Below are 17,930 nucleotides of genomic sequence, written 5' to 3' on the forward strand. Positions count from 1 at the left end.
TCTTAATCACTTCTGAGTGGCTCCTTAAGTCGACCATAAGGATCGCCATCACCCGCTCCCAGCAGGGGATTTCACGGATTTCTGGGGCTAGCGTGCTGATCACCGGACGGGACATCCGCCAGTCCCGAGCCCCCCACGCCGCACGCTGCGCACCATCGAAGGAGTACGCCCCGATGACCTTCCCCCAGCTCTCCACCGCGTTCGGGCAGCGGGGACCCCGTGGCCGCAAGGCCGCCGCGGTCGCCGCCCTGGGCTTCGCGCCGCTCGCCCTGACCGGGCTGACGGCCGGGCCCGCCGCCGCCCACGGCTCCATGACGGATCCGGTAAGCCGGGTCTCCGCCTGCTATGCGGAGGGCCCCGAGAGCCCGAAGTCGGCGGCGTGCAAGGCCGCCGTCGCGGCGAGCGGCGCGCAGGCGTTCTACGACTGGAACGCAGTGAACATGGCCGACGCCGCGGGCAAATCGAAGGAGATCATCCCGGACGGGAAGCTGTGCAGCGGCGGCAACGACAAGTACAGGGGGCTCGACCTGGCGCGCACCGACTGGCCGGCCACCAAGCTCTCGGCGGGCAGCCACACCTTCCACTACAAGGGAACGGCGCCGCACAAGGGCTCGTTCGAGCTGTACATCACCAAGGACGGCTACGACCCGTCGAAGCCGCTGAAGTGGTCGGACCTGGAGGCGACGCCGTTCCTCAAGGTCACCGACCCGCCGATGCGGAACGGCGACTACGTCTTCGACGGGAAGATCCCGGCCAGGTCGGGCCGCCATCTGATCTATTCGATCTGGCAGCGCTCGGACAGCCCCGAGGCGTTCTACACCTGCTCCGACGTGGTGTTCGGCAAGGACAGCGGTGGTTCGGCCGCACCGGCGCCGGCCGCCTCAGCGCCCACCGACCAGGAGATCGCGGACGGCGCGGCCAAGTCGACGGTCCAGCACCACCACGGCGGCGCCGCCCCGGGTACGCAGGCGAGCACCGCCCCGGCCGGGACCGGCGGCAGCCGGCCGCAGGCGGACGGTGCCACGTCCACTCCGCCCGGCACGCCCGGCACGACCGGCACGCAGAACCTCGCCGAGACCGGGGGCGACAGCAGTACCCCGTACCTCGCCGTGGGGGGCGCGGGCGCGCTCGCCGTCGGTGCCGCGGCGCTCTTCGCGACGCTGCGCCGCAAGGCCGCCCCGGCCGGCCGGCACGGCCGCTGACCCGCGCGGCACACCGCCCCTCCCGGATGCCGGGAGGGGCGGCTTCTGTGACGGCGGGTCAGCCGATGGCGGAGGCACAGGTGGTCGGGGTGGCGTGCGCCGGGTCGAGCGCGTTCACCACCTCGTGGTAGGCGATGCGGTCGGCGAGACCGATCGCCACGTGTTCGGAGAGGTCGAGCGCGCACTTGTCCTGGATGAGGACGTTGTTGACGTCCGGGCCGTCCAGGAACTGCGAACGGTAGGGGGTGACCACCTCGTCGTACTTGGTCGCGATGACGGTGTAGTGGACCCCGGGGACGGTGTCGCCGCCCTGGTTGAGCCGGGTGAGGAAGGCCGATCCGGCCATCTGGTCGGCGAGTCCGGGGGTGGCGAGCGTCAGGAGGTTCTCGGCGCCCGGGAAGTACGGCAGCAGTTGGGTCAGGCCGTCGAGGGTGGTGCCGTGGTTGTCGGGGGCGATCCCGACGAGAGCGTTGACCTTGGCGGCACCGCCGAGGAACTTCAGGTACCAGCGCGGCATCATGCCGCCCTGCGAGTGGCCGACCAGATCGGCCTTGGGCGCTCCGGTCGCGGCGAGCACCCTGTCCACGAAGGTGGCGAGCTGGGCCGCCGATTTGTCGATGGGGCCGAGGCCGTCGAAGAGGGGTACGCCGGGAAGCTGGCCGTAGTCGAGGGAGAAGACGCAGTACTCGCGGTCGACCAGGTAGGGGGCGAGGGCCAGCCAGTTGTCGGTCCCGTTCCCGAAGGTTCCGTGCACCAGGACGACGGGCCGGGGGTGGGCGGCGGACGGCTTGCAGGCGTAGTTGTTCCAGCCACTGCTCGGCGCGGACTGGGCGTGCGCGGCGGTTGCGGGGGCGAGTGAGGCCGCGGCGGCCAGCAGCACCGCCGAGAGCGGTCTGAGCACACGTTTCCAGGGCAGCATCGGGGGATCTCCTTGCGGCTCAAGGGAGTTGCGATGGGGGGTTCGCTCTGCGGCCCGGACCACAAGTGAGTGCCGTACTGGGTAGGTACGGTCGTGCTCACGCCAAATTACGCACCAGTAGCCCGGGAGTGAAGTTACGCGTCGGTAAAAACTGTCGGCCCGTCAGTTCTACATCCTCACCACGACTTCGCGGCCCCCTCAGGCCCACGGCGCGGCTCCCTCAGACCCGGGGGCGCGACCCCCTCAGGCCCACGGCGCGGCCCCTTCGTTCGCGAGCAGCGCTCCCAGCGCGGCGGTGATCTCACCGGCGAGCCGCTCGTCGACCGGTGCGTGCCCGCTGAGCAGCCGGTACCACATCACACCGAAGGCGAAGTCGACCGCGAGGTCCAGGGACGCGGCGCCGTTCTGCCGCAACTGGCCGCGCGCCACGCCCCGTTCGAGGATCTCGCGCAGCGCCGCGCGGCGCGGACCGATGACCTCCTCCTGCAGCCTGCGGGCGAGGGAGGCATCCGCCTGCGCGTCGGCCATCAGCCCGACCACGGCCCGGCCGGTGGTCCCGCGGGTCAGCCGGAAGGTGTGGCCGAGCAGTTCCTCGATGTCGCGGTGGACGTCCCCGGTGTCGGGGAAGAGCTCGGCCGGGCTGCGGTGCGGGAGCTCGGTCAGCACTTCGAGCAGGACGTCCTGCTTGGTGGGCCACCAGCGGTAGACGGTCTGGCGGCCGACCTGGGCCTCGTCCGCGATGCCCTTGATCGTCAGCTCCTGGTAGCCGTCACGCCGGCAGAGCTCCATCGCGGCATCGAGCACCGCGCGCCTGGCCGCCTCGCTGCGGGGGCGCCCGCGGGGCGGGGAGCCGTCCGCGGGCTCGCCCCCGGATCCGCTCTCGATTTTCTTCATGGGGACAGTTTACAAGACACCATGCCTCGGAATACTCTTTACGAGACAGCGAGCCTCGAAAAGCGCGGAGGCCCGCACAAGAGGGCCTGGAAGGACTGCACAATGAACGAGCGAGTTGTGATCATCGGCGGCACGTCCGGTATCGGCCTGGCCACGGCGCGGCGCCAGCTCGGCGAGGGCAGGGACGTCGTGGTCACCGGCCGGAGCCCGGAGCGGCTGCGGGACGCACTGGACGAACTGGCCGCAACCGGCGGCACGTCGGGCACGGTGAGCGGATCGGTCGTGGACGCCCGGGACGAGGCGGCCACCCGGGAGTTCTTCGCGGGCTTGGGCCGGGTCGACCACGTAGTCGTCGCCGCGACCGGCTCCACGGCGGCCGGGCCGTTCCGCTCGGTGACCACGGACGCGCTGCGCGAGGCCGCCGAGGGCAAGCTGATCACCCACAGCCTGACCGCACGGGCCGCCCTCGACGTCCTCTCCCCCGGCGGATCGATCACCTTCGTGACCGCCGCTTCGGCAGGCGCCGCGATGCCCGGCACGGCCGGTCTGGCCGCGGTCAACGCATCGGTGGCGGCGATGGTCCCGGTCCTGGCGGTGGAGTTGGCCCCGGTCCGCTTCAACGCGGTGTCACCGGGGGTGGTGGACACCCCGTGGTGGGACTGGATGGACGCGGACGCGAAGGCGGAGACCTTCGCGGCGTACGCCAAGTCCACCCCGGCCGGCCGCTGCGGGCGCCCCGAGGACATAGCGGACGCGATCGCGTTCCTGGTGGGCAACAGCTTCACGACCGGCATCGTCCTGACGGTGGACGGAGGTGCCCGCCTGACCTCGGGATGAGCACGCCCGGGGCCCCTCCGCCGCACCTCGGGGTGAACGCGCCGGGGGCTGCCGCCGCCGCACCTCGGGGTGAACGCGCCGGGGGCTGCCGCCGCCGCACCTCGGGGGCTCAGGGGCTGTGTCTGAAAACCCCGTCCGGTTCCGCGGGCTTGGGCACAGGCGCTCAGGCCGCGTCCGACAGCGTTCCCGGGACGATCGCCCGGGGGCCGAAGCGGGCGCGGGCCCGGTCGGCCACCGCCTCGATGCGGCGCGCCCGCTCGTCCGCCGGGTCGAACGTCAGCTGGTGCGCGGCGAGTTCGGCCGTCGCCAGCCCCTCGGCCCGCAGCGAGATGCCCCGCACCCTGGCCCGCTGCAGGCCGAGCGCCGCGTAGAGGCCGTACGCCAGGTCGGCGAGCGCGGGTGAGTGCGCCGAGGGTTCGCGCAGGCCGCGGGTACGGGTGGTGGTGGACCGGTCGGCGTAACGCACGGTGAGGCTGAGGGAGCGGCACACCTGGTGCGCGCCGCGCAGCCGGACGCCCAGCTCCTCGGCGAGGGAGAGCAGCGCCCTGCGGTGGCGTACCGGATCCACCTCGTCGCGGGGGAAGGACCGTTCGGCGGCCAGCGACCTGGCCGCCGCGTTCGGTACGACGGGGGTGCGGTCGATGCCGCGGGCCCGCTCCTGGAGTTCGCGGCCGGCCCTGGCGCCGACGATCCGCTGGACGGTGCCCGGCGGGGCGTCGGCGAGGCGCCCCGCGGTGTCGAGTCCGTACGCGCAGAGGGTGCGGGCCGTCGAGCGCCCCACGCCGTTCAGCGCGCGGACCGGCTGCCCGGCGAGGAACCGGTCCACCTCCTCCGGGCGCACCGTCCGGGTCGTCCCGGGTCCGGCGTCCCGCGCCGCCATCCTGGCCAGCATCGGGTTGGGCGCGAGGCCGATGGCGCAGCCCAGGCCGAAGAGGGCGAGCGCCCGCACCCGCAGGACTGCGGCAAGCTGGCCCGCGTCCTGTCCGAAGTACTTCTCGGCGCCGCCCAGGTCGGCGAGGAGCCCATCGGGCGGGAGCGCCTGGACGACCGGGGTGAGGCCCTCGGCCAGCGCGACCAGCGCGGGAAGCGCCGCTTCCGTGTCCGCCAGGGCGAACCGTGCACAGAGGATCATCCCGCGCTCCCCGGGCTCGCGTGCCACAACTTCCGCCCGGTGGCGGCCTGTTCACCTGCCGGTCGCAGGTCGGCCCAGGGGTTCAGTTCGTAGCCGGTGGACAGGTGGATGCGGCGGCCGTTGTCGGCGGACGGCTCGGCTGCCGCTTCGGAGGGGCCGGACGGTTCCGGCGGTTCGGGCGGGGTCGCAAGGCGGGCCGAGACCGCGTCCAGGCCGCCCGTGCGGCGCAGTTCGGCCAGTTCGGCGAGGTTCCAGGCACGGGCGCCCACCACGCTGAGGCTGCGCGGGCCGCGCCGCTGCACCACGCCGCGTACCAGGAGCAGCCAGGAGTGGAAGACGGTATAGGCGCAGGCGTCGTGGCTGTCGTCGAAGAAGGCCAGGTCGACGAGGCCGGTGCCGTCGTCCAGGGTGCTGAAGACGACCCGCTTGCCGGAGCGGATCGGCGGGGTCTGGGTGGCCGCCTTGGCGCCCGCGACCAGGACCGTCTGCCCGTGCTCGGCATCGCGCAGCCGCTTGGCGCAGACCACGCCGAGTTCGTTCAGGAACTCCGTGTGGTCCTCCATCAGATGGCGGGAGGCGTCCATGCCGAGGACGCCGAGTTCGGCGCTGAGCCGTTCCGCCGCGTCCAGGTCGGGCAGTCCGGCGGGGGCCGTCAGCCGCCCTCCGTCCAGCGGGAGTTGGCCGCCAGCCGCGCGGCGGGCGCCGTGCAGTTCGGACAGGTGGAGCAGCAGGTCGCGCCGGTTGGCGCCGAACGCGTCGAGCGCGCCGATCCGGGCGAGCCGTTCGGCGACCGGCCGGCTGGGCCTGGCCCGCTGCCAGAAGTCGCGCAGCGAGGCATAGGGGCGGCCGGCCTCGATCCGCCCGCTCTCGGCCTCGCTGATCCCGTGGACGTCCGCGAGTGCGAGCCGCACCCCCCACATACCGGACACCAGTTCGATTCTGTGTGCGACCGAGGAGCGGTTCACATCCACCGGCAGGATCGGCACCCCGCGCCGCCGGGCGTCCGCGAGCAGCAGCCGCTTCGGGTACATCCCGGGGTCATGGGTGAGCAGCCCGGCGTAGAAGGCGGCCGGGTGGTGCGCCTTGAGCCAGGCCGACTGATAGGTCGGCACGGCGAAGGCGACGGCGTGCGCCTTGCAGAAGCCGTACGAGCCGAAGGCCTCGACGATCTCCCAGGTGCGGGCGATCACGTCGGGCAAGTAGCCGCGCTCGCCCGCGCGTTGGGCGAACCAGACCTTGATGCGGCCCTGCGACTCGGGGTCGCTGAGGCCGCGCCGCACCCGGTCGGCCTCGCCCCGGCCGCAGCCGGTCATGATGTTCACCATCTCGATGATCTGCTCGTGGAAGACGACCACGCCGTAGGTGCCGCGCAGCGCGTCCGCCAGGTCGGGGTGCGGGAAGCGCACCGGCGCCCGCCCGTGCCGGGCCTCGATGAACGGCCGCACCATGTCGGCCGCGACCGGTCCCGGCCTGAACAGCGAGATGTCGACCACGAGGTCGTGGAAGGTCGACGGCTGAAGCCGCCCGATCAGATCGCGCTGGCCCGGCGACTCGATCTGGAAGCAGCCCAACGTCTCGGTGGACTGGATGAGTTGATACGTCTTGGCGTCGCCCGGCGGCACCTGCGCCGGGTCGTCGATGTCGAGCTCCTCGCCCGTCGCGCGGCCGATCTCGGCCACCGCGTGGGCCATCGCCGACTGCATCCGTACTCCGAGCACGTCCAGCTTGAGCAGCCCGAGGTCCTCCACGTCCTCCTTGTCGAACTGGGACATGGGGAACCCCTCGCCGCTGGTCGGCATGACGGGGGTGCGGCGCAGCAGCGAGGCGTCGGAGAGCAGCACTCCGCACGGATGCATGGCGATTCCGCGCGGCAGCGCGTCAAGGGCCTCGACCAGCTCCCAGAACCTGCCGTACTTCTCCATCTCCCCTGCCAGCACGCGCAGTTCGGGGAGTTCCTTCAGCGCCGCGCGGGCGTCGCGGGCCCGGATGTGCGGGAAGGACTTGGCGATCCGGTCGATCTCGGCCGGGTCCATGGACAGCGCGGCACCCACGTCCCGGATGGCGTGCCGTACCCGGTAGGTCTCGGGCATGGCGACGGTGGCGACCCGCTCGGTGCCGAAGCGGTCGATGATCGCGCGGTAGACGTCGAGCCGGCGGGCGGACTCCACGTCGATGTCGATGTCGGGCAGCACCGGCCGCCGGGTGGAGAGGAAGCGCTCCATCAGGAGCCCGTTCTCCACCGGGTCGGCGTGCGCGATGCCGAGGAGGTGGTTGACGAGCGAGCCCGCCCCGGAGCCGCGCGCGGCCACCCGGATCCCCATCTCCCGTACGTCGTCCACGACTTGGGCGACGGTGAGGAAGTACGAGGCGTACCCCCAGTGCGCGATGATGTCCAGCTCGTGGTGCATCCGCTCCCAGTACGCGCGCCGGCCCGCGTAGCCGCGCAGCACCATGCCGGCGGCGGCCCGGGAGGCGAGGACCCGCTGCGGGGTGCGGTGGGCCGCGCCGACCAGGTGCGGCTCCGGGAAGTAGGCGAAGGTCTTGATGCCGAGGTCGTCCTGAGGGTCCACGAGGCATTCGGCGGCGGTCTGCTCGGTCATGGCGAGCAGCCGGTGGGCGACGTCGCGCCGCCAGCCGGCCGCCTCGGCGACCCGTTCGGCGATCTTGAACATGGCGTCCGGGTCCTTGAGCCAGCGCTCGCCGCTGTCGAACGGCGCCCGCACCGGCACCAGGCGCCGGGCCGCGTCGAGCACGTCGGCGACCGGGCCCTGGCCCGGGTCGGCGTACCGCACGGCGTTGGTCAGCACGGCGCGCACGCCCTGTTCGGCGGCGAAGCCGACGGTGCGCGCGGCGAGCCGCAGCGAGCCGGGGCCGGTGCCCCTGAGCCCGTGGTGGACGGCTTCGAGGCGGAGCGAGTCGCCGTAGATCTCCCGCCAGGGCGCGAGCAGTCTCGCGGCCCGGTCGGGGCGGCCGGCGGCGAGCGCGCGGCCGATCTCGGAGGCCGGTCCGAGCAGCACGGTGAGCCCTTCGGCGGGCAGTTCGGAGCGGGCGAGCAGCGGGCGGCCTCCGGCGGTGTGCGCGGCGCTGACCAGTCGGCAGAGCTCGGCCCAGCCGGCCGCGCCGGCCCGGGCGAGGAAGGTGACCCGGGGGGCCGACTCGTCGACGAACGCACCGCCCCGTACGGGCGTGCGCCGCGTCTGCCCCCGGGCGGGCCCCGCTTCCCCGAGGTGTTCCGGCACCGCCAGATCGGCCCCGAACAGCGGCCGGATCCCCGCTTTGGCGCATGCCTTGGCGAAGCGGACCGCGCCCGCGAGGGTGTCCCGGTCGGTCAGCGCGAGGGCGTCCATACCGCGGTCGACGGCACGTTCGGCCAGCCGCTCCGGGTGGGAGGCCCCGTACCGCAGGGAGAATCCCGAAACGGTGTGCAGATGCGTGAAACCGGGCATCCGCACCTCCTACCGATCCGTTCTCACCTCCCCCTCGCTTCCACCATAGACCAGTTTCGAACGTACGTGCGACCAATTCGAACGGCCGCCTGCCGGGTGGATCCGGCAGGCGGTCGCCGGGCTCAGGCCGCGGCGCTCTTGATGACCGCGAACGGGGCGCCGAACGGGTCGAGCAGCATCGCGAACCGCCCCACGCCCTCGGCGTCGACGGCCGGGATGATGACGTTCCCGCCCAGCTCCTGGGCCCTGGCCACCGTGGCGTCGCAGTCCTCGACCTCGAAGTACGGGTGCCATTCGGAGGACGACCCCGCGTCCAGGTTCTGCTGGGCCAGCTGCATGATGCCGCCGTGCATGGTCTGCTCACCGCCGCCCGCGGGACCGGCGATCGTGTAGACGATGTCCTCGCCCATGGGCATGTCCCGGGTGTCCCACGACAGGACCGGTCGGTAGAAGTCCTTCGCCGCCGCCGCGTCGGTCGTGTACAGCTCGATCCAGCTGACGCTGCCGGGCTCGTTGACGACCTCCAGGCCGTCCATGTCCCGGGGCTCCCACACCGCGAACTCGGCGCCCGTCGGGTCGGTGAAGCCGGCCATCCGCCCGGCCGTGAAGACCTCCATCGGCGGGAAGCGGACCGAGCCGCCCGACTGCTCGACGGCCTTGGCGGTGGCGTCGGCGTCGGCCGTGCGGAAGTACACCGTCCAGGCGGAACTCGCGCCCTCCTCGGTCAGCGGGCCGACGGCGGCGAGCGTCCTGCCGTCCTTCTGCAGCATGCCGTAGCCCCCGGCCTCCGGTCCGGCGGACTGGAACTGCCAGCCGAACACGCCCTGGTAGAAGGCGACGGCCGCTTCGATGTCGGGGGTCCCCAGGTCGAGCCAGTTCAGCCCGCCCGGTACCTGCGTGGAGGTCAGCATTGAGGTGCTCCTGTCGCGTGCGTCGTCCTCCCGGGATCGACGGGCCCCGGGAACTGTCTCCAGCGTGGCAGCAGACGCCTGTCCGCGCGGGCGGACGGAACAGTTCGGGTCAGCCATTCGGCCCCGCCCCAACTGCGTGAACGCACGGCGCGGCCGAGCGTGGGGGCATGACCTTCGTCGACGAGGTGAAGACCGCCGTCACCGTGCGGGCCGCCCTGCTGGTCATCGGCGTACTGGGGCTGATGGTCGCCTTCATCGCGTCCTACGCCGGTGCCTTCCACAGCCCGAAGCCGAAGGACATCCCCTTCGCGGTGGTCGCTCCCGCGCAGATCGCCGGGCAGCTCACGCGGCAGCTCAACGCGCTGCCCGGCGGGCCGCTGGACGTACGGACGGCCAAGGACGAGGCCGATGCCACCCGGCAGCTGCGCGACCGCGGCGTCGACGGGGTCCTGGTCGTCGACCCGCGGGGCACCACCGACACGCTGCTCGTCGCGAGCGGCGGCGGGGCCTCGCTCTCGCAGGCCGTGGAACTGGTCGCGACGGCCGCCGAGAAGGCGCAGCAGCGCACGGTGAAGGTGGTGGACGTGGCCCCCGCCGACCGGGACGACGCCCGCGGTCTGTCCTCGTTCTACCTCGTCGTCGGCTGGTGCGTGGGGGGCTATCTGTGCGCCGCGATCCTGGCGATCAGCGCGGGCGCCCGGCCCGCCAACCCCCATCGCGCACTGATCCGGCTGGGCGCGCTCGCGGTGTACTCGATCGCGGCGGGCCTGCTCGGCTCGCTCATCATCGGGCCGGTGCTCGGCGCGCTGCCGGGCAGCTACCTCGGGCTCGCCGGGCTCGGCGCGCTGGTCGTGTTCGCGGTGGGGGCCACGACGCTCGCCTTCCAGGGCCTTGCCGGGGTCGTCGGCATCGGCCTGGCGATCCTGGTCATCGTCGTGCTCGGCAATCCGAGCGCGGGCGGCGCCTACCCGTATCCGCTGCTGCCGCCGTTCTGGCGGACGATCGGCCCCGGGCTTCCGCCGGGCGCCGGCACCTGGGCGGCCCGCTCCATCGCGTACTTCAAGGGGAACTCGATCAGCGGCCCCCTTCAGGTGCTCTCCCTCTGGGCGCTGCTCGGCGCCATCATCACCGTGCTCCTGGCCGGGCTGCGCCGGAACCGGAGCGAGACGCCGACGGACGCACGAGCCTGATCCCCTGCCGATGGGCCGATCCTGGCGCGCCTGTGGAGACCTACACAAGAATGCGGCTCACGCCGTCGGAGGCGCGCCCTCGGCCGCTGAGGGCTCCGAGGGATCTGAGGGGTCCAAGGGGATGGGCTCGACCGCGGGCGCCGCCTCGGGGGCTGCGGGAACCGCGGGCGCTGCGGGAGCCGGCCCGACCGCGGGCGCCGCTGCCGTCGGCGCCGGCTGCTGGGCACGCTCCAGGAAGCGGAGCAGCTCCACCGGGAACGGCAGGACCAGCGTCGAGTTCTTCTCGGCGGCCACCGCCACCACGGTCTGCAGCAACCGGAGTTGGAGCGCGGCCGGCTGCTCCGACATCACTCCGGCCGCCTCGGCGAGCTTCCTCGACGCCTGGAGTTCGGCGTCCGCGTTGATGATCCGCGCCCGGCGCTCACGGTCGGCCTCCGCCTGGCGGGCCATCGACCGCTTCATCGTCTCCGGCAGCGACACGTCCTTGATCTCGACGCGGTCGATCTGCACGCCCCAGCCCATCGCCGGGCTGTCGATCATCAGCTCAAGGCCCTGGTTGAGCTTCTCCCGGTTCGACAGGAGGTCGTCCAGGTCGCTCTTGCCGATGATCGAACGGAGCGAGGTCTGGGCCATCTGCGAGACCGCGAACTGGTAGTCCTCGACCTGGATGACCGCGTCCGCCGCGTCGACCACCTTGAAGTAGATCACCGCGTCCACCCTGACCGTCACGTTGTCCCGGGTGATGCCGTCCTGCGCGGGCACCGGCATCGTGACGATCTGCATGTTCACCTTCCGCAGCCGGTCGGCGAACGGGAGGATCATCGTGAAGCCGGGGCCACGCACCGAATCCCGCAGCCTGCCGAGCCGGAAGACCACTCCGCGTTCGTACTGCTTGACGACCCGAGCCGCCGCCAGCACATAGACGACGCCGGCGGATCCGACGGCGATCCCCGCCGTCACCAGTGCCTCGACCATCACGGCCCCCAAGGGTCCGAATCGGACGTGTACTCCGACGGTAACTCCGCTTCTCTCCCAGGGGGACCCCCGGTCACCGCGCGAGCCGCACGGGTAATGCCGCAAGCGGTCGGCGCCCTGACCGAGTGAGGGGGCCGCGGTACGGGCTCGGGTGGCTCAAGGGCCGCCGGGTCGCCGACGCCGCACGGGACGTGGCGGCGGTCGCGGACCGTTACGGACTCGAACGCTTCGCGCTCGTCGGCCGCTCCGGGGCATCGCTCACCGCCGGTTCTCGGCCATCCAGGCGGTCGCGTGCTCGACCGCCTCCCGGATCGGGAAGAGCCGCGCGCGGCCCCGCCCGAGCGGGCCCCGGCGCAGGTGCTCGGCGGGGAAGTCGGCGCCGATGCGCGCGAAGTCGCCGTCGTCGAGCGCGGCGTCGGTGTACTCGAACCAGGCGCGGCCGCCCCGCTCGTCCCTGATCACCGCCCGGTAGGTGCGCACCGGATGCGGCGGCACCAGGTATTCGGCGAAGTGGAAGGCGGTGCACACCGCGAAGCCCACGTTGATCAGGAGCACCTGCGCCTCGGCGGCGATCAGCCGGGCGAGCGGGGAGTCGGCGCCGAAGTGGCAGTCGAGTGCGTGGCCCTTCATCAGCTCGGCCGCGTGGGCGCCGAGCGCGGCGAAGGAGGTCTGCGGATGGTCGCTGCGGGCGGCGCCCTCGGTAGTCCTGACCCGTTCGGCCAGCCGCCCCATCCCGGGGCACGGGGTGCGGTCCGGGTCGAAGGGCGCCATCGCGGCCCGGAACGCGGCCGGGTCGGGGGCGTCGCGCAGGAGGGCGAGATGGGCCGGGGAGGTGTCGGAGTTCTCCGGTGTGAACGCCGGGACCACCAGCGTTCCCTCCGGGCCGAGCGCCGTGCGCAGCGCGCCGAGCAGCACGTCGTCCCGCAGCCCGGTGCCGCGCAGCGAGGCGTGCGCGAGCAGGATGCCGCCCTCCCGCACGCCGAGGACGCGCAACTGGGCGGCTGCCTGGGCCACTTCGACCGCCTCCGCCACCTCGGCCGCCTCGATCGCTTCGGCCACTGCCTCGATCACTTCGACCGCCTCCGCCACTTCGACCGCCTCGATCACTTCGGCCACTTCGGATTCCCCGCGGTGCTCAGCGGTCACGCGATGCCTCTTCCCATTCCTGGCGCACGGTGGCGACCAGGCGCTTTCCGGTCACAGTGAGTTCGGCCGCCCGCTCCAGGGCCGCCAGCGCGGGCCGGAGCTCCGCCAGGGCCCGCGCACCGCCGTCGTACGCGGCGACCGCGACCCCCTCGTACGTCTCGGCGAGCAGCCGGGAGACCGGGAGCGGCCCCCAGGGCGACGGATGCCGCCACGCACCGTCCAGGTCGTACAGGTCCGCGACGTCGAGCAGGGCCCGCAGGGTGGCCCGGCGCAGGCCGCGCAGCAGGGCCACGGCGAGCGGTTCGCCCGCCAGGCCGACGGGCAGCCCGAGCGCCCCGAAGCCGTGCCGTCCCACCACGGGCCCCGCGCCCCGGGCGAGCGGGGTCAGCGTGGTCGGCGCTTCGGTCCCGGCAAGTCGCGGGACGGTCGCCGCGAGCCGCTCGCGGGCCCGCGCCACCCGGCTCCCCCACGCCTGTGCCTCGCGCGCCCCGAGCCGGGGCAGTACCGGGCTGCCGAAGCAGTCGCGGTACGGGTCGAGGTCCTCCAGGACCGGTGCGCCGCGACCGCCGGGCCTGCGCACCGGATGCCAGTCGGGGGCGGGTTCGGCGGGGCGGGCGATGTGCCGCTCGCCGGTGGCGTGCCGGACCCGGAATCCGGACCGGCCGACGACGACCTCGGCCCGGCCGGCCGTGCCGGGGCCGCCGAGGCGCAGTTCACCGAGGGTCGGCAGGTGCAGCCTGCCGTCCAACCAGCGTACGGGGACGGTCAGTTCGGCGCCGTCGTGCACCGCGGCGGCGGCCGTGTACGCGGCCAGCCGACCGGCCGTCGCGACCGCTTCGGGGCGCCCCTCGCGCAGCGCGCCCAGCGTGGCGAGCAGCCAGCTGCGGGCGTAGGGGTGGGCCAGTACGGTGTCGAGCCCCGCCCCGTCGACAGCCGTGGTGAGCTCCCAGAGCGCGGCCCACTCGGCCCCGCCGCGCCCGTCGAGCTCGGTGTGCAGTCGGGCCAGCAGGGTGCGGTTCAACTCCAGTGCGGACAGGGTGAGTTGGTCCGGGCCGGGGAGCTCGGGCACCGGTGTGCGGGACTCGATGCCGCGCACCAGCGCCATCAGGTCGGCGCAGTACACCGACGGATTGTCGAAGCCCCGGTCGGCGCGGTAACGGTGGGTGTAGTGACCGCCCCCGCAGGACCGCACCACCGGGCAGCGGCGGCACTCGTCGCCGACGCCGGCCAGGCCGCGCTGACGGGCCCGGACCCCGGGGTGGGCGGCGACCGCGTCGAAGTCGTCCTGGAACACGGAGAATCCGGTGGCGGCGGCGCCTTCGTAGGCCGACTTGAGCGAGTCGACCTGCTCCAGGGAGCCGTCGGTCTCCACGACGACGATGTCGGTCGGGGCGAGGCCGAGGGACTCGGTGAGGCTGGGGCCGCCGTGCAGGGTGGAGAGCACCGACTCGAAGAGCCGGACCGGAACCGGCCTGCCCTGCTCCTCCCAGCGGTCGAAGACGGCGAGCAGCCAGTCGGCGTAGGGGGTCGCCGCCCCCTCGGGCCGCACCGGCGGCGCCTCCCAGGTCGCGTGCGGCAGGAGGTAGTCGATGCGCGGCGGATCGAGGGCGACCAGCGCGTCGTGCGCGGCGACCGGGTCGTTGGCCACGTCGACGGTGCACAGCAGGCCGAGGAACAGCGGCCGGTAGCGGTCCTGTTGGAGCAGTTCGACCGCGGCCAGGACCTGCGCATGGCTGCTGCGGCCGTCCGCGTAGCGCCGGTGGCGGTCGTTGGCGGCCCGGTCGCCGTCGAGGGAGATGCCGACCCCGACGCCGAACTCCTCGAACAGATCGAGGTAGCGCGGGCCGAGCAGCACACCGTTGGTGTGGATCCGCAGATCGAGTCCGGCGACCGGGGTGACGGCGGCGGTCAGCTCCGCGCAGACGCGGCGCAGCCGGTCCACTCCCGCCAGCAGCGGTTCCCCGCCGTGCAGGATCACCGACACGGACGGCAGCCCGTGCGTTTCGGCATGCTCGGCGAGGCGCCGCGCGGTGCGGGAAATGACGTCGTCGGAGACCGTCATCGGCTGATCGCGCCAGCTCTGGTCTGCGGCTTCGTACACATAACAGTGGTCACAGGCCAGATCGCACCGGCTGTGCACCTTCAGTACGATCTCGCGAAAGGGGACCAGGGGTCCTGTCATTCCACCAGTTTAGCGAGACGGGAATTCGGGCGCCGGGAACGGGAGTTCATCCCGGAAAGGCCCCGGAGCCCCGGCACTGCCCGTCCGTCACGGGGGTCCCCGCCGGGCGCACCCGGCGGGGGTGGAGACTCAACGCCCGCTTCAGAGCGCCGAGTTGAAGGTGGACGCAGCCGCCGGACGGCCGCCGCCCGGGATGGGCAGAACCCTGCTGAGCGACGTATCGGCGTCCCTGTCTGCGCCCTTCGCGACCAGCTCGGCCAGCGATACCCGGTCCTTCTTCGCAGCGGCGAATGAGGCTGAATTTACGGAGGTTTTCACGCTTGCCCCTCGGTGAGTGATAACCGCACGTGGACAGTGGCCACCGGCACATGCACCGTTGCAGTGTCGGCGGGACGACTTTACTCTCATCCCCACCGGGGGATGGCGCACGCAATCGAGCGCACAACTGCCGTCCCTTCGTAGGAATGCAGGCAAAACCGCAGACGGGGGTGCATGTGACGGCGATTCCCGGCCCACTGCAGAGCATGGTCTTCCGGAACGCGGATCTGCCGGGCCTCTTCCATCACGCGGACACACTGGCGATCGGCCGCCAGCAGTCCGCCGTCAAGATCACCCGCGCCCAGCTCTCGCTCCTCGTCACCGGCGCACTGGCGGCGGCGCTGCCGCAGGTGCGGGTCGGCCAGGACTTCCAGGTGCTCAGCGCGCTGAGCGCGATCGCGTACGCGGGGGTGCTGCTCGCCGCCTTCGGGGCGGCCCGGCGTCATGCCGCCTCGCACTGGCAACTCAACCGTTCCGCCGCCGAGTTCATCAAATCGATGTGCTGGCGCTACGCCGTCCACGGGGCTCCTTTCGATCTGGCCGCCCCCGACCCGGAGGGGCTGTTCGTCACCCGCGTCGAGGAGGGTCTGCGGGAGCTGAAGAAGGTCGGCTGGCGCGACCCCCGCGACCACGGGGAGCAGGCCCTGGGGGAACTCGTCACACCGAGCATGCGGGCGTTACGGGGCAAGTCGTTCAACGTGCGCAAGGAGACGTACGTACGCGACCGGCTGATCGAGCAGCGCAACTGGTACCGCCGCCGCCAGGAGACCTCGCGGCGGGCGACCAGGCTGTGGTCGACGGCGATCACGCTGCTCACCCTCCTCGCCCTGCTGTTCACCACTCTGCAAACCTTCTCGGTCGCGGAGAAGGTAAACCTGGCGGGTCTGCTGTCGGCCGCGGCCGCCGCCTGTCTCGCCTGGAGCGAGATCCGCCGCCACCAGCCGCTGATCTCGGCCCACTCGCTCGTGGAGCAGGACCTGATGGAGATGCATGTGGCGATGGAGAACATGGTGACGGAACGGCAGTGGCCGCAGGCCGTGTACGAGACCGAGCGCATCGTCTCGCCGCAGCACACGGACTGGCTGGCACGGCTGCGGAGTTGACCGGATCCGTACGGAGTTCAGACGCCGGCTCTCATGCCCGGCGGGTGCCGTCGCGCCAGATGACCGTCACGGGCCGGCCCAGGCTGCGGGCGTACTGCACGATGTCGCCGGTGCCGCCGAGCCCGCGGGCGGGCAGTCCGTCCCAGACGGCGACGAGCCGGTCGCAGTTGTCCGCGATGTAGGCCCCCGCCGCGTAGTAGGCCTCATCCGTGGAGTGCGGGTAGCCGAGGGCGACCTCCTGGCTGGCGCGCCGCTTCAGGCCCCGGTAGCGGGCGAGTTCGGCCGCGTCCGCGAAGCCCGTCTCGTAGTCGCCGCTCGGGATCACCACGGTGAGGGCGGCGCCGCAGTCCAGGGCGATGGCGGCGAAGAGCTGGTCGGCGCCGGTGGCGAGGCTGGAGAGCGCCTCCAGGGAGCCGTCGTGGCCGCAGAGCAGCGACCGCAGCCGGTCGCGGATCTCCGCGAAGGCCTCGGCCGGGATGTCCCGGTGACCGGTCACTCCGATGCGCTTCACTGCGTCTCACCCCGTGTCCGGCGCCGGCCACCTTCGGACCTTTTCCGCGTCTGCCCTTGCACATCCTCTCAAATCAGCGCATCGCGTCCAGCCGGAAGCCCCCGTCCGGTTCTCCGGAACAGGGGCTTCGTCAACGCCGTCCGCACATCACTGACGTAACGTCAGAAAAGGCTCACGCCATAGGCGTTCATGGCTTGGACCACCGGCTGGAAGAAGGTCGTGCCGCCGGAGGTGCAGTCGCCGCTGCCGCCCGAGGTGAGTCCGAGGGCGGTGGATCCGGAGTAGAGCGGGCCGCCGGAGTCGCCGGGCTCGGCGCACACGGTGGTCCGAATGAGGCCGGAGACGATGTCGCCGTTGCCGTAGTTCACCGTCTGGTTGAGCGCGGTGACCTGGCCGCTGTGGACTCCGGTGGTGGAGCCGCGCCGGGTGACGCTCTGGCCGACCCTCGGGTTGGCGGCGCTGGTGATGCGCTGGCTGCCGACGGCGCTCGGGTGCGCGAGCGAGGCGTTGGTGTACTGCACGAGACCGTAGTCGTGGCCCGGGAAGGTGGTGCCGACGGTCGGGCCGATGCTCGTCGAGCGCGAGGAGCCGGTGTAGTAGTTCGGGTAGCCCTGGGTGCAGTGACCGGCCGTCAGGAAGTAATACGTGGAGCCCTTCTTGACGTTGAAGCCGAGGGAGCAGCGCCAGCTGGTGGTGTAGATGGCGTCGCCGCCGGAGAGCAGCTTGCTGAACTTGCCGGGGACCCGCTCGACGCGTATGGCGCCCGCGTTGGCCCCCGCCTCGTGCTTGATCTTCGCGATGTCGGCGGCCGAGACGGTCGAGTCGGTGGTGACGACGACCTTGCCGGTCGCAGTGTCCACGCTCCATGCGGTTCCGGCCACATCGGCCCCGCGCACGGCGTCACCGGCGGCGGTCAGGGCGGCGGCGCCGAAGGTCTGGTCCTGGGTGGCACTGGCGTTGGGGGCGGCGATGGCCACGGCCGCGAGCAGGCCGGTCGCGACGGCGGCGAGCTTGGTACGTCTCGCGAGACCGGAGCGGCGTGTGGGGGTGGTGCGCTTGATCCTCACTTCTTTTCCTCCCGAGGGGAATCGAGGGGCCCAAGGGTGGGGGGACCCCGTGAGGCGCAGCCAGGGATGACGGCAGCACAACAAGGCGCAAGCCGTG

The 17,930-nt window shown here is 72.5% G+C and carries 15 protein-coding genes; 4 read left to right on the forward strand and 11 right to left on the reverse strand.

The window, feature by feature from the left end:
• Nucleotides 1-173: 173 nt before the first annotated feature.
• Nucleotides 174-1,202: a lytic polysaccharide monooxygenase gene (locus ACIBK6_RS13660; protein ID WP_399051368.1), complete on the forward strand. Its 1,029-nt coding sequence runs from the start codon at nt 174-176 to the stop codon at nt 1,200-1,202.
• A gap of 58 nt (nt 1,203-1,260) precedes the next feature.
• Here ACIBK6_RS13660 and ACIBK6_RS13665 read toward each other — a convergent pair whose 3' ends face one another.
• Nucleotides 1,261-2,121 (reverse strand): lipase family alpha/beta hydrolase, encoded by an 861-nt coding sequence (locus ACIBK6_RS13665; RefSeq protein WP_399051369.1) that lies wholly within the window; start codon nt 2,119-2,121, stop codon nt 1,261-1,263.
• A 243-nt stretch (nt 2,122-2,364) separates the two neighbouring features.
• Complete coding sequence (locus ACIBK6_RS13670; protein ID WP_399051370.1) at nt 2,365-3,015, reverse strand: TetR/AcrR family transcriptional regulator; 651 nt, start codon at nt 3,013-3,015, stop codon at nt 2,365-2,367.
• Nucleotides 3,016-3,117: 102 nt separating this feature from the next.
• On the opposite strand from ACIBK6_RS13670, the gene ACIBK6_RS13675 reads away from it, so the two are divergent.
• Complete coding sequence (locus ACIBK6_RS13675; protein WP_399051371.1) at nt 3,118-3,852, forward strand: SDR family oxidoreductase; 735 nt, start codon at nt 3,118-3,120, stop codon at nt 3,850-3,852.
• 163 nt (nt 3,853-4,015) lie between these two features.
• On the opposite strand, the gene ACIBK6_RS13680 is transcribed toward ACIBK6_RS13675, so the two are convergent.
• From ACIBK6_RS13680 to ACIBK6_RS13690, 3 genes are all read right to left on the reverse strand, one after another.
• Complete coding sequence (locus ACIBK6_RS13680; protein ID WP_399051372.1) at nt 4,016-4,984, reverse strand: hypothetical protein; 969 nt, start codon at nt 4,982-4,984, stop codon at nt 4,016-4,018.
• Nucleotides 4,981-8,430 (reverse strand): DNA polymerase III subunit alpha, encoded by a 3,450-nt coding sequence (locus ACIBK6_RS13685; protein ID WP_399051373.1) that lies wholly within the window; start codon nt 8,428-8,430, stop codon nt 4,981-4,983. Before ACIBK6_RS13685 ends, ACIBK6_RS13680 begins: the two co-directional genes overlap by 4 nt.
• A gap of 122 nt (nt 8,431-8,552) precedes the next feature.
• A complete protein-coding gene (locus ACIBK6_RS13690) occupies nt 8,553-9,341 on the reverse strand; it encodes a VOC family protein (RefSeq protein ID WP_399051374.1) in 789 nt (262 codons plus the stop codon).
• Between the two features lie 167 nt (nt 9,342-9,508).
• On the opposite strand from ACIBK6_RS13690, the gene ACIBK6_RS13695 reads away from it, so the two are divergent.
• Nucleotides 9,509-10,531: a DUF3533 domain-containing protein gene (locus tag ACIBK6_RS13695; protein WP_399051375.1), complete on the forward strand. Its 1,023-nt coding sequence runs from the start codon at nt 9,509-9,511 to the stop codon at nt 10,529-10,531.
• A gap of 57 nt (nt 10,532-10,588) precedes the next feature.
• On the opposite strand, the gene ACIBK6_RS13700 is transcribed toward ACIBK6_RS13695, so the two are convergent.
• The 4 genes from ACIBK6_RS13700 to ACIBK6_RS13715 all read right to left on the reverse strand — a co-directional run bounded on the left by ACIBK6_RS13700 (nt 10,589) and on the right by ACIBK6_RS13715 (nt 15,152).
• On the reverse strand, nt 10,589-11,506 hold the full coding sequence (locus tag ACIBK6_RS13700) for a slipin family protein (RefSeq protein ID WP_399051449.1): 918 nt from the start codon (nt 11,504-11,506) through the stop codon (nt 10,589-10,591).
• A 258-nt stretch (nt 11,507-11,764) separates the two neighbouring features.
• A complete protein-coding gene (locus ACIBK6_RS13705) occupies nt 11,765-12,652 on the reverse strand; it encodes an aminoglycoside N(3)-acetyltransferase (RefSeq protein WP_399051376.1) in 888 nt (295 codons plus the stop codon).
• Entirely contained in the window at nt 12,642-14,834 is a 2,193-nt protein-coding gene (gene fxsBH / locus ACIBK6_RS13710) for a radical SAM/SPASM protein FxsBH, inactivated beta-hydroxylase extension form (protein WP_399051377.1), read from the reverse strand. Before fxsBH ends, ACIBK6_RS13705 begins: the two co-directional genes overlap by 11 nt.
• A gap of 141 nt (nt 14,835-14,975) precedes the next feature.
• Nucleotides 14,976-15,152: an FXSXX-COOH protein gene (locus ACIBK6_RS13715; RefSeq protein WP_399051378.1), complete on the reverse strand. Its 177-nt coding sequence runs from the start codon at nt 15,150-15,152 to the stop codon at nt 14,976-14,978.
• A gap of 206 nt (nt 15,153-15,358) precedes the next feature.
• Between ACIBK6_RS13715 and ACIBK6_RS13720 the strand changes: the two genes are divergently transcribed.
• Nucleotides 15,359-16,255 (forward strand): DUF4231 domain-containing protein, encoded by an 897-nt coding sequence (locus ACIBK6_RS13720; RefSeq protein WP_399051379.1) that lies wholly within the window; start codon nt 15,359-15,361, stop codon nt 16,253-16,255.
• 31 nt (nt 16,256-16,286) lie between these two features.
• Here ACIBK6_RS13720 and ACIBK6_RS13725 read toward each other — a convergent pair whose 3' ends face one another.
• Together ACIBK6_RS13725 and ACIBK6_RS13730 are read right to left on the reverse strand one after the other, a co-directional pair.
• Complete coding sequence (locus tag ACIBK6_RS13725) at nt 16,287-16,766, reverse strand: hypothetical protein (protein ID WP_399051380.1); 480 nt, start codon at nt 16,764-16,766, stop codon at nt 16,287-16,289.
• Between the two features lie 161 nt (nt 16,767-16,927).
• The gene (locus ACIBK6_RS13730) at nt 16,928-17,833 is read right to left on the reverse strand and encodes a S1 family peptidase (protein ID WP_399051381.1); all 906 of its coding nucleotides are present in this window, start codon (nt 17,831-17,833) and stop codon (nt 16,928-16,930) included.
• Between the last annotated feature and the right edge of the window lie 97 nt (nt 17,834-17,930).

This window comes from Streptomyces sp. NPDC050485 (assembly GCF_044458185.1).
In the GTDB taxonomy this organism is placed as follows: Bacteria; Actinomycetota; Actinomycetes; order Streptomycetales; family Streptomycetaceae; genus Streptomyces.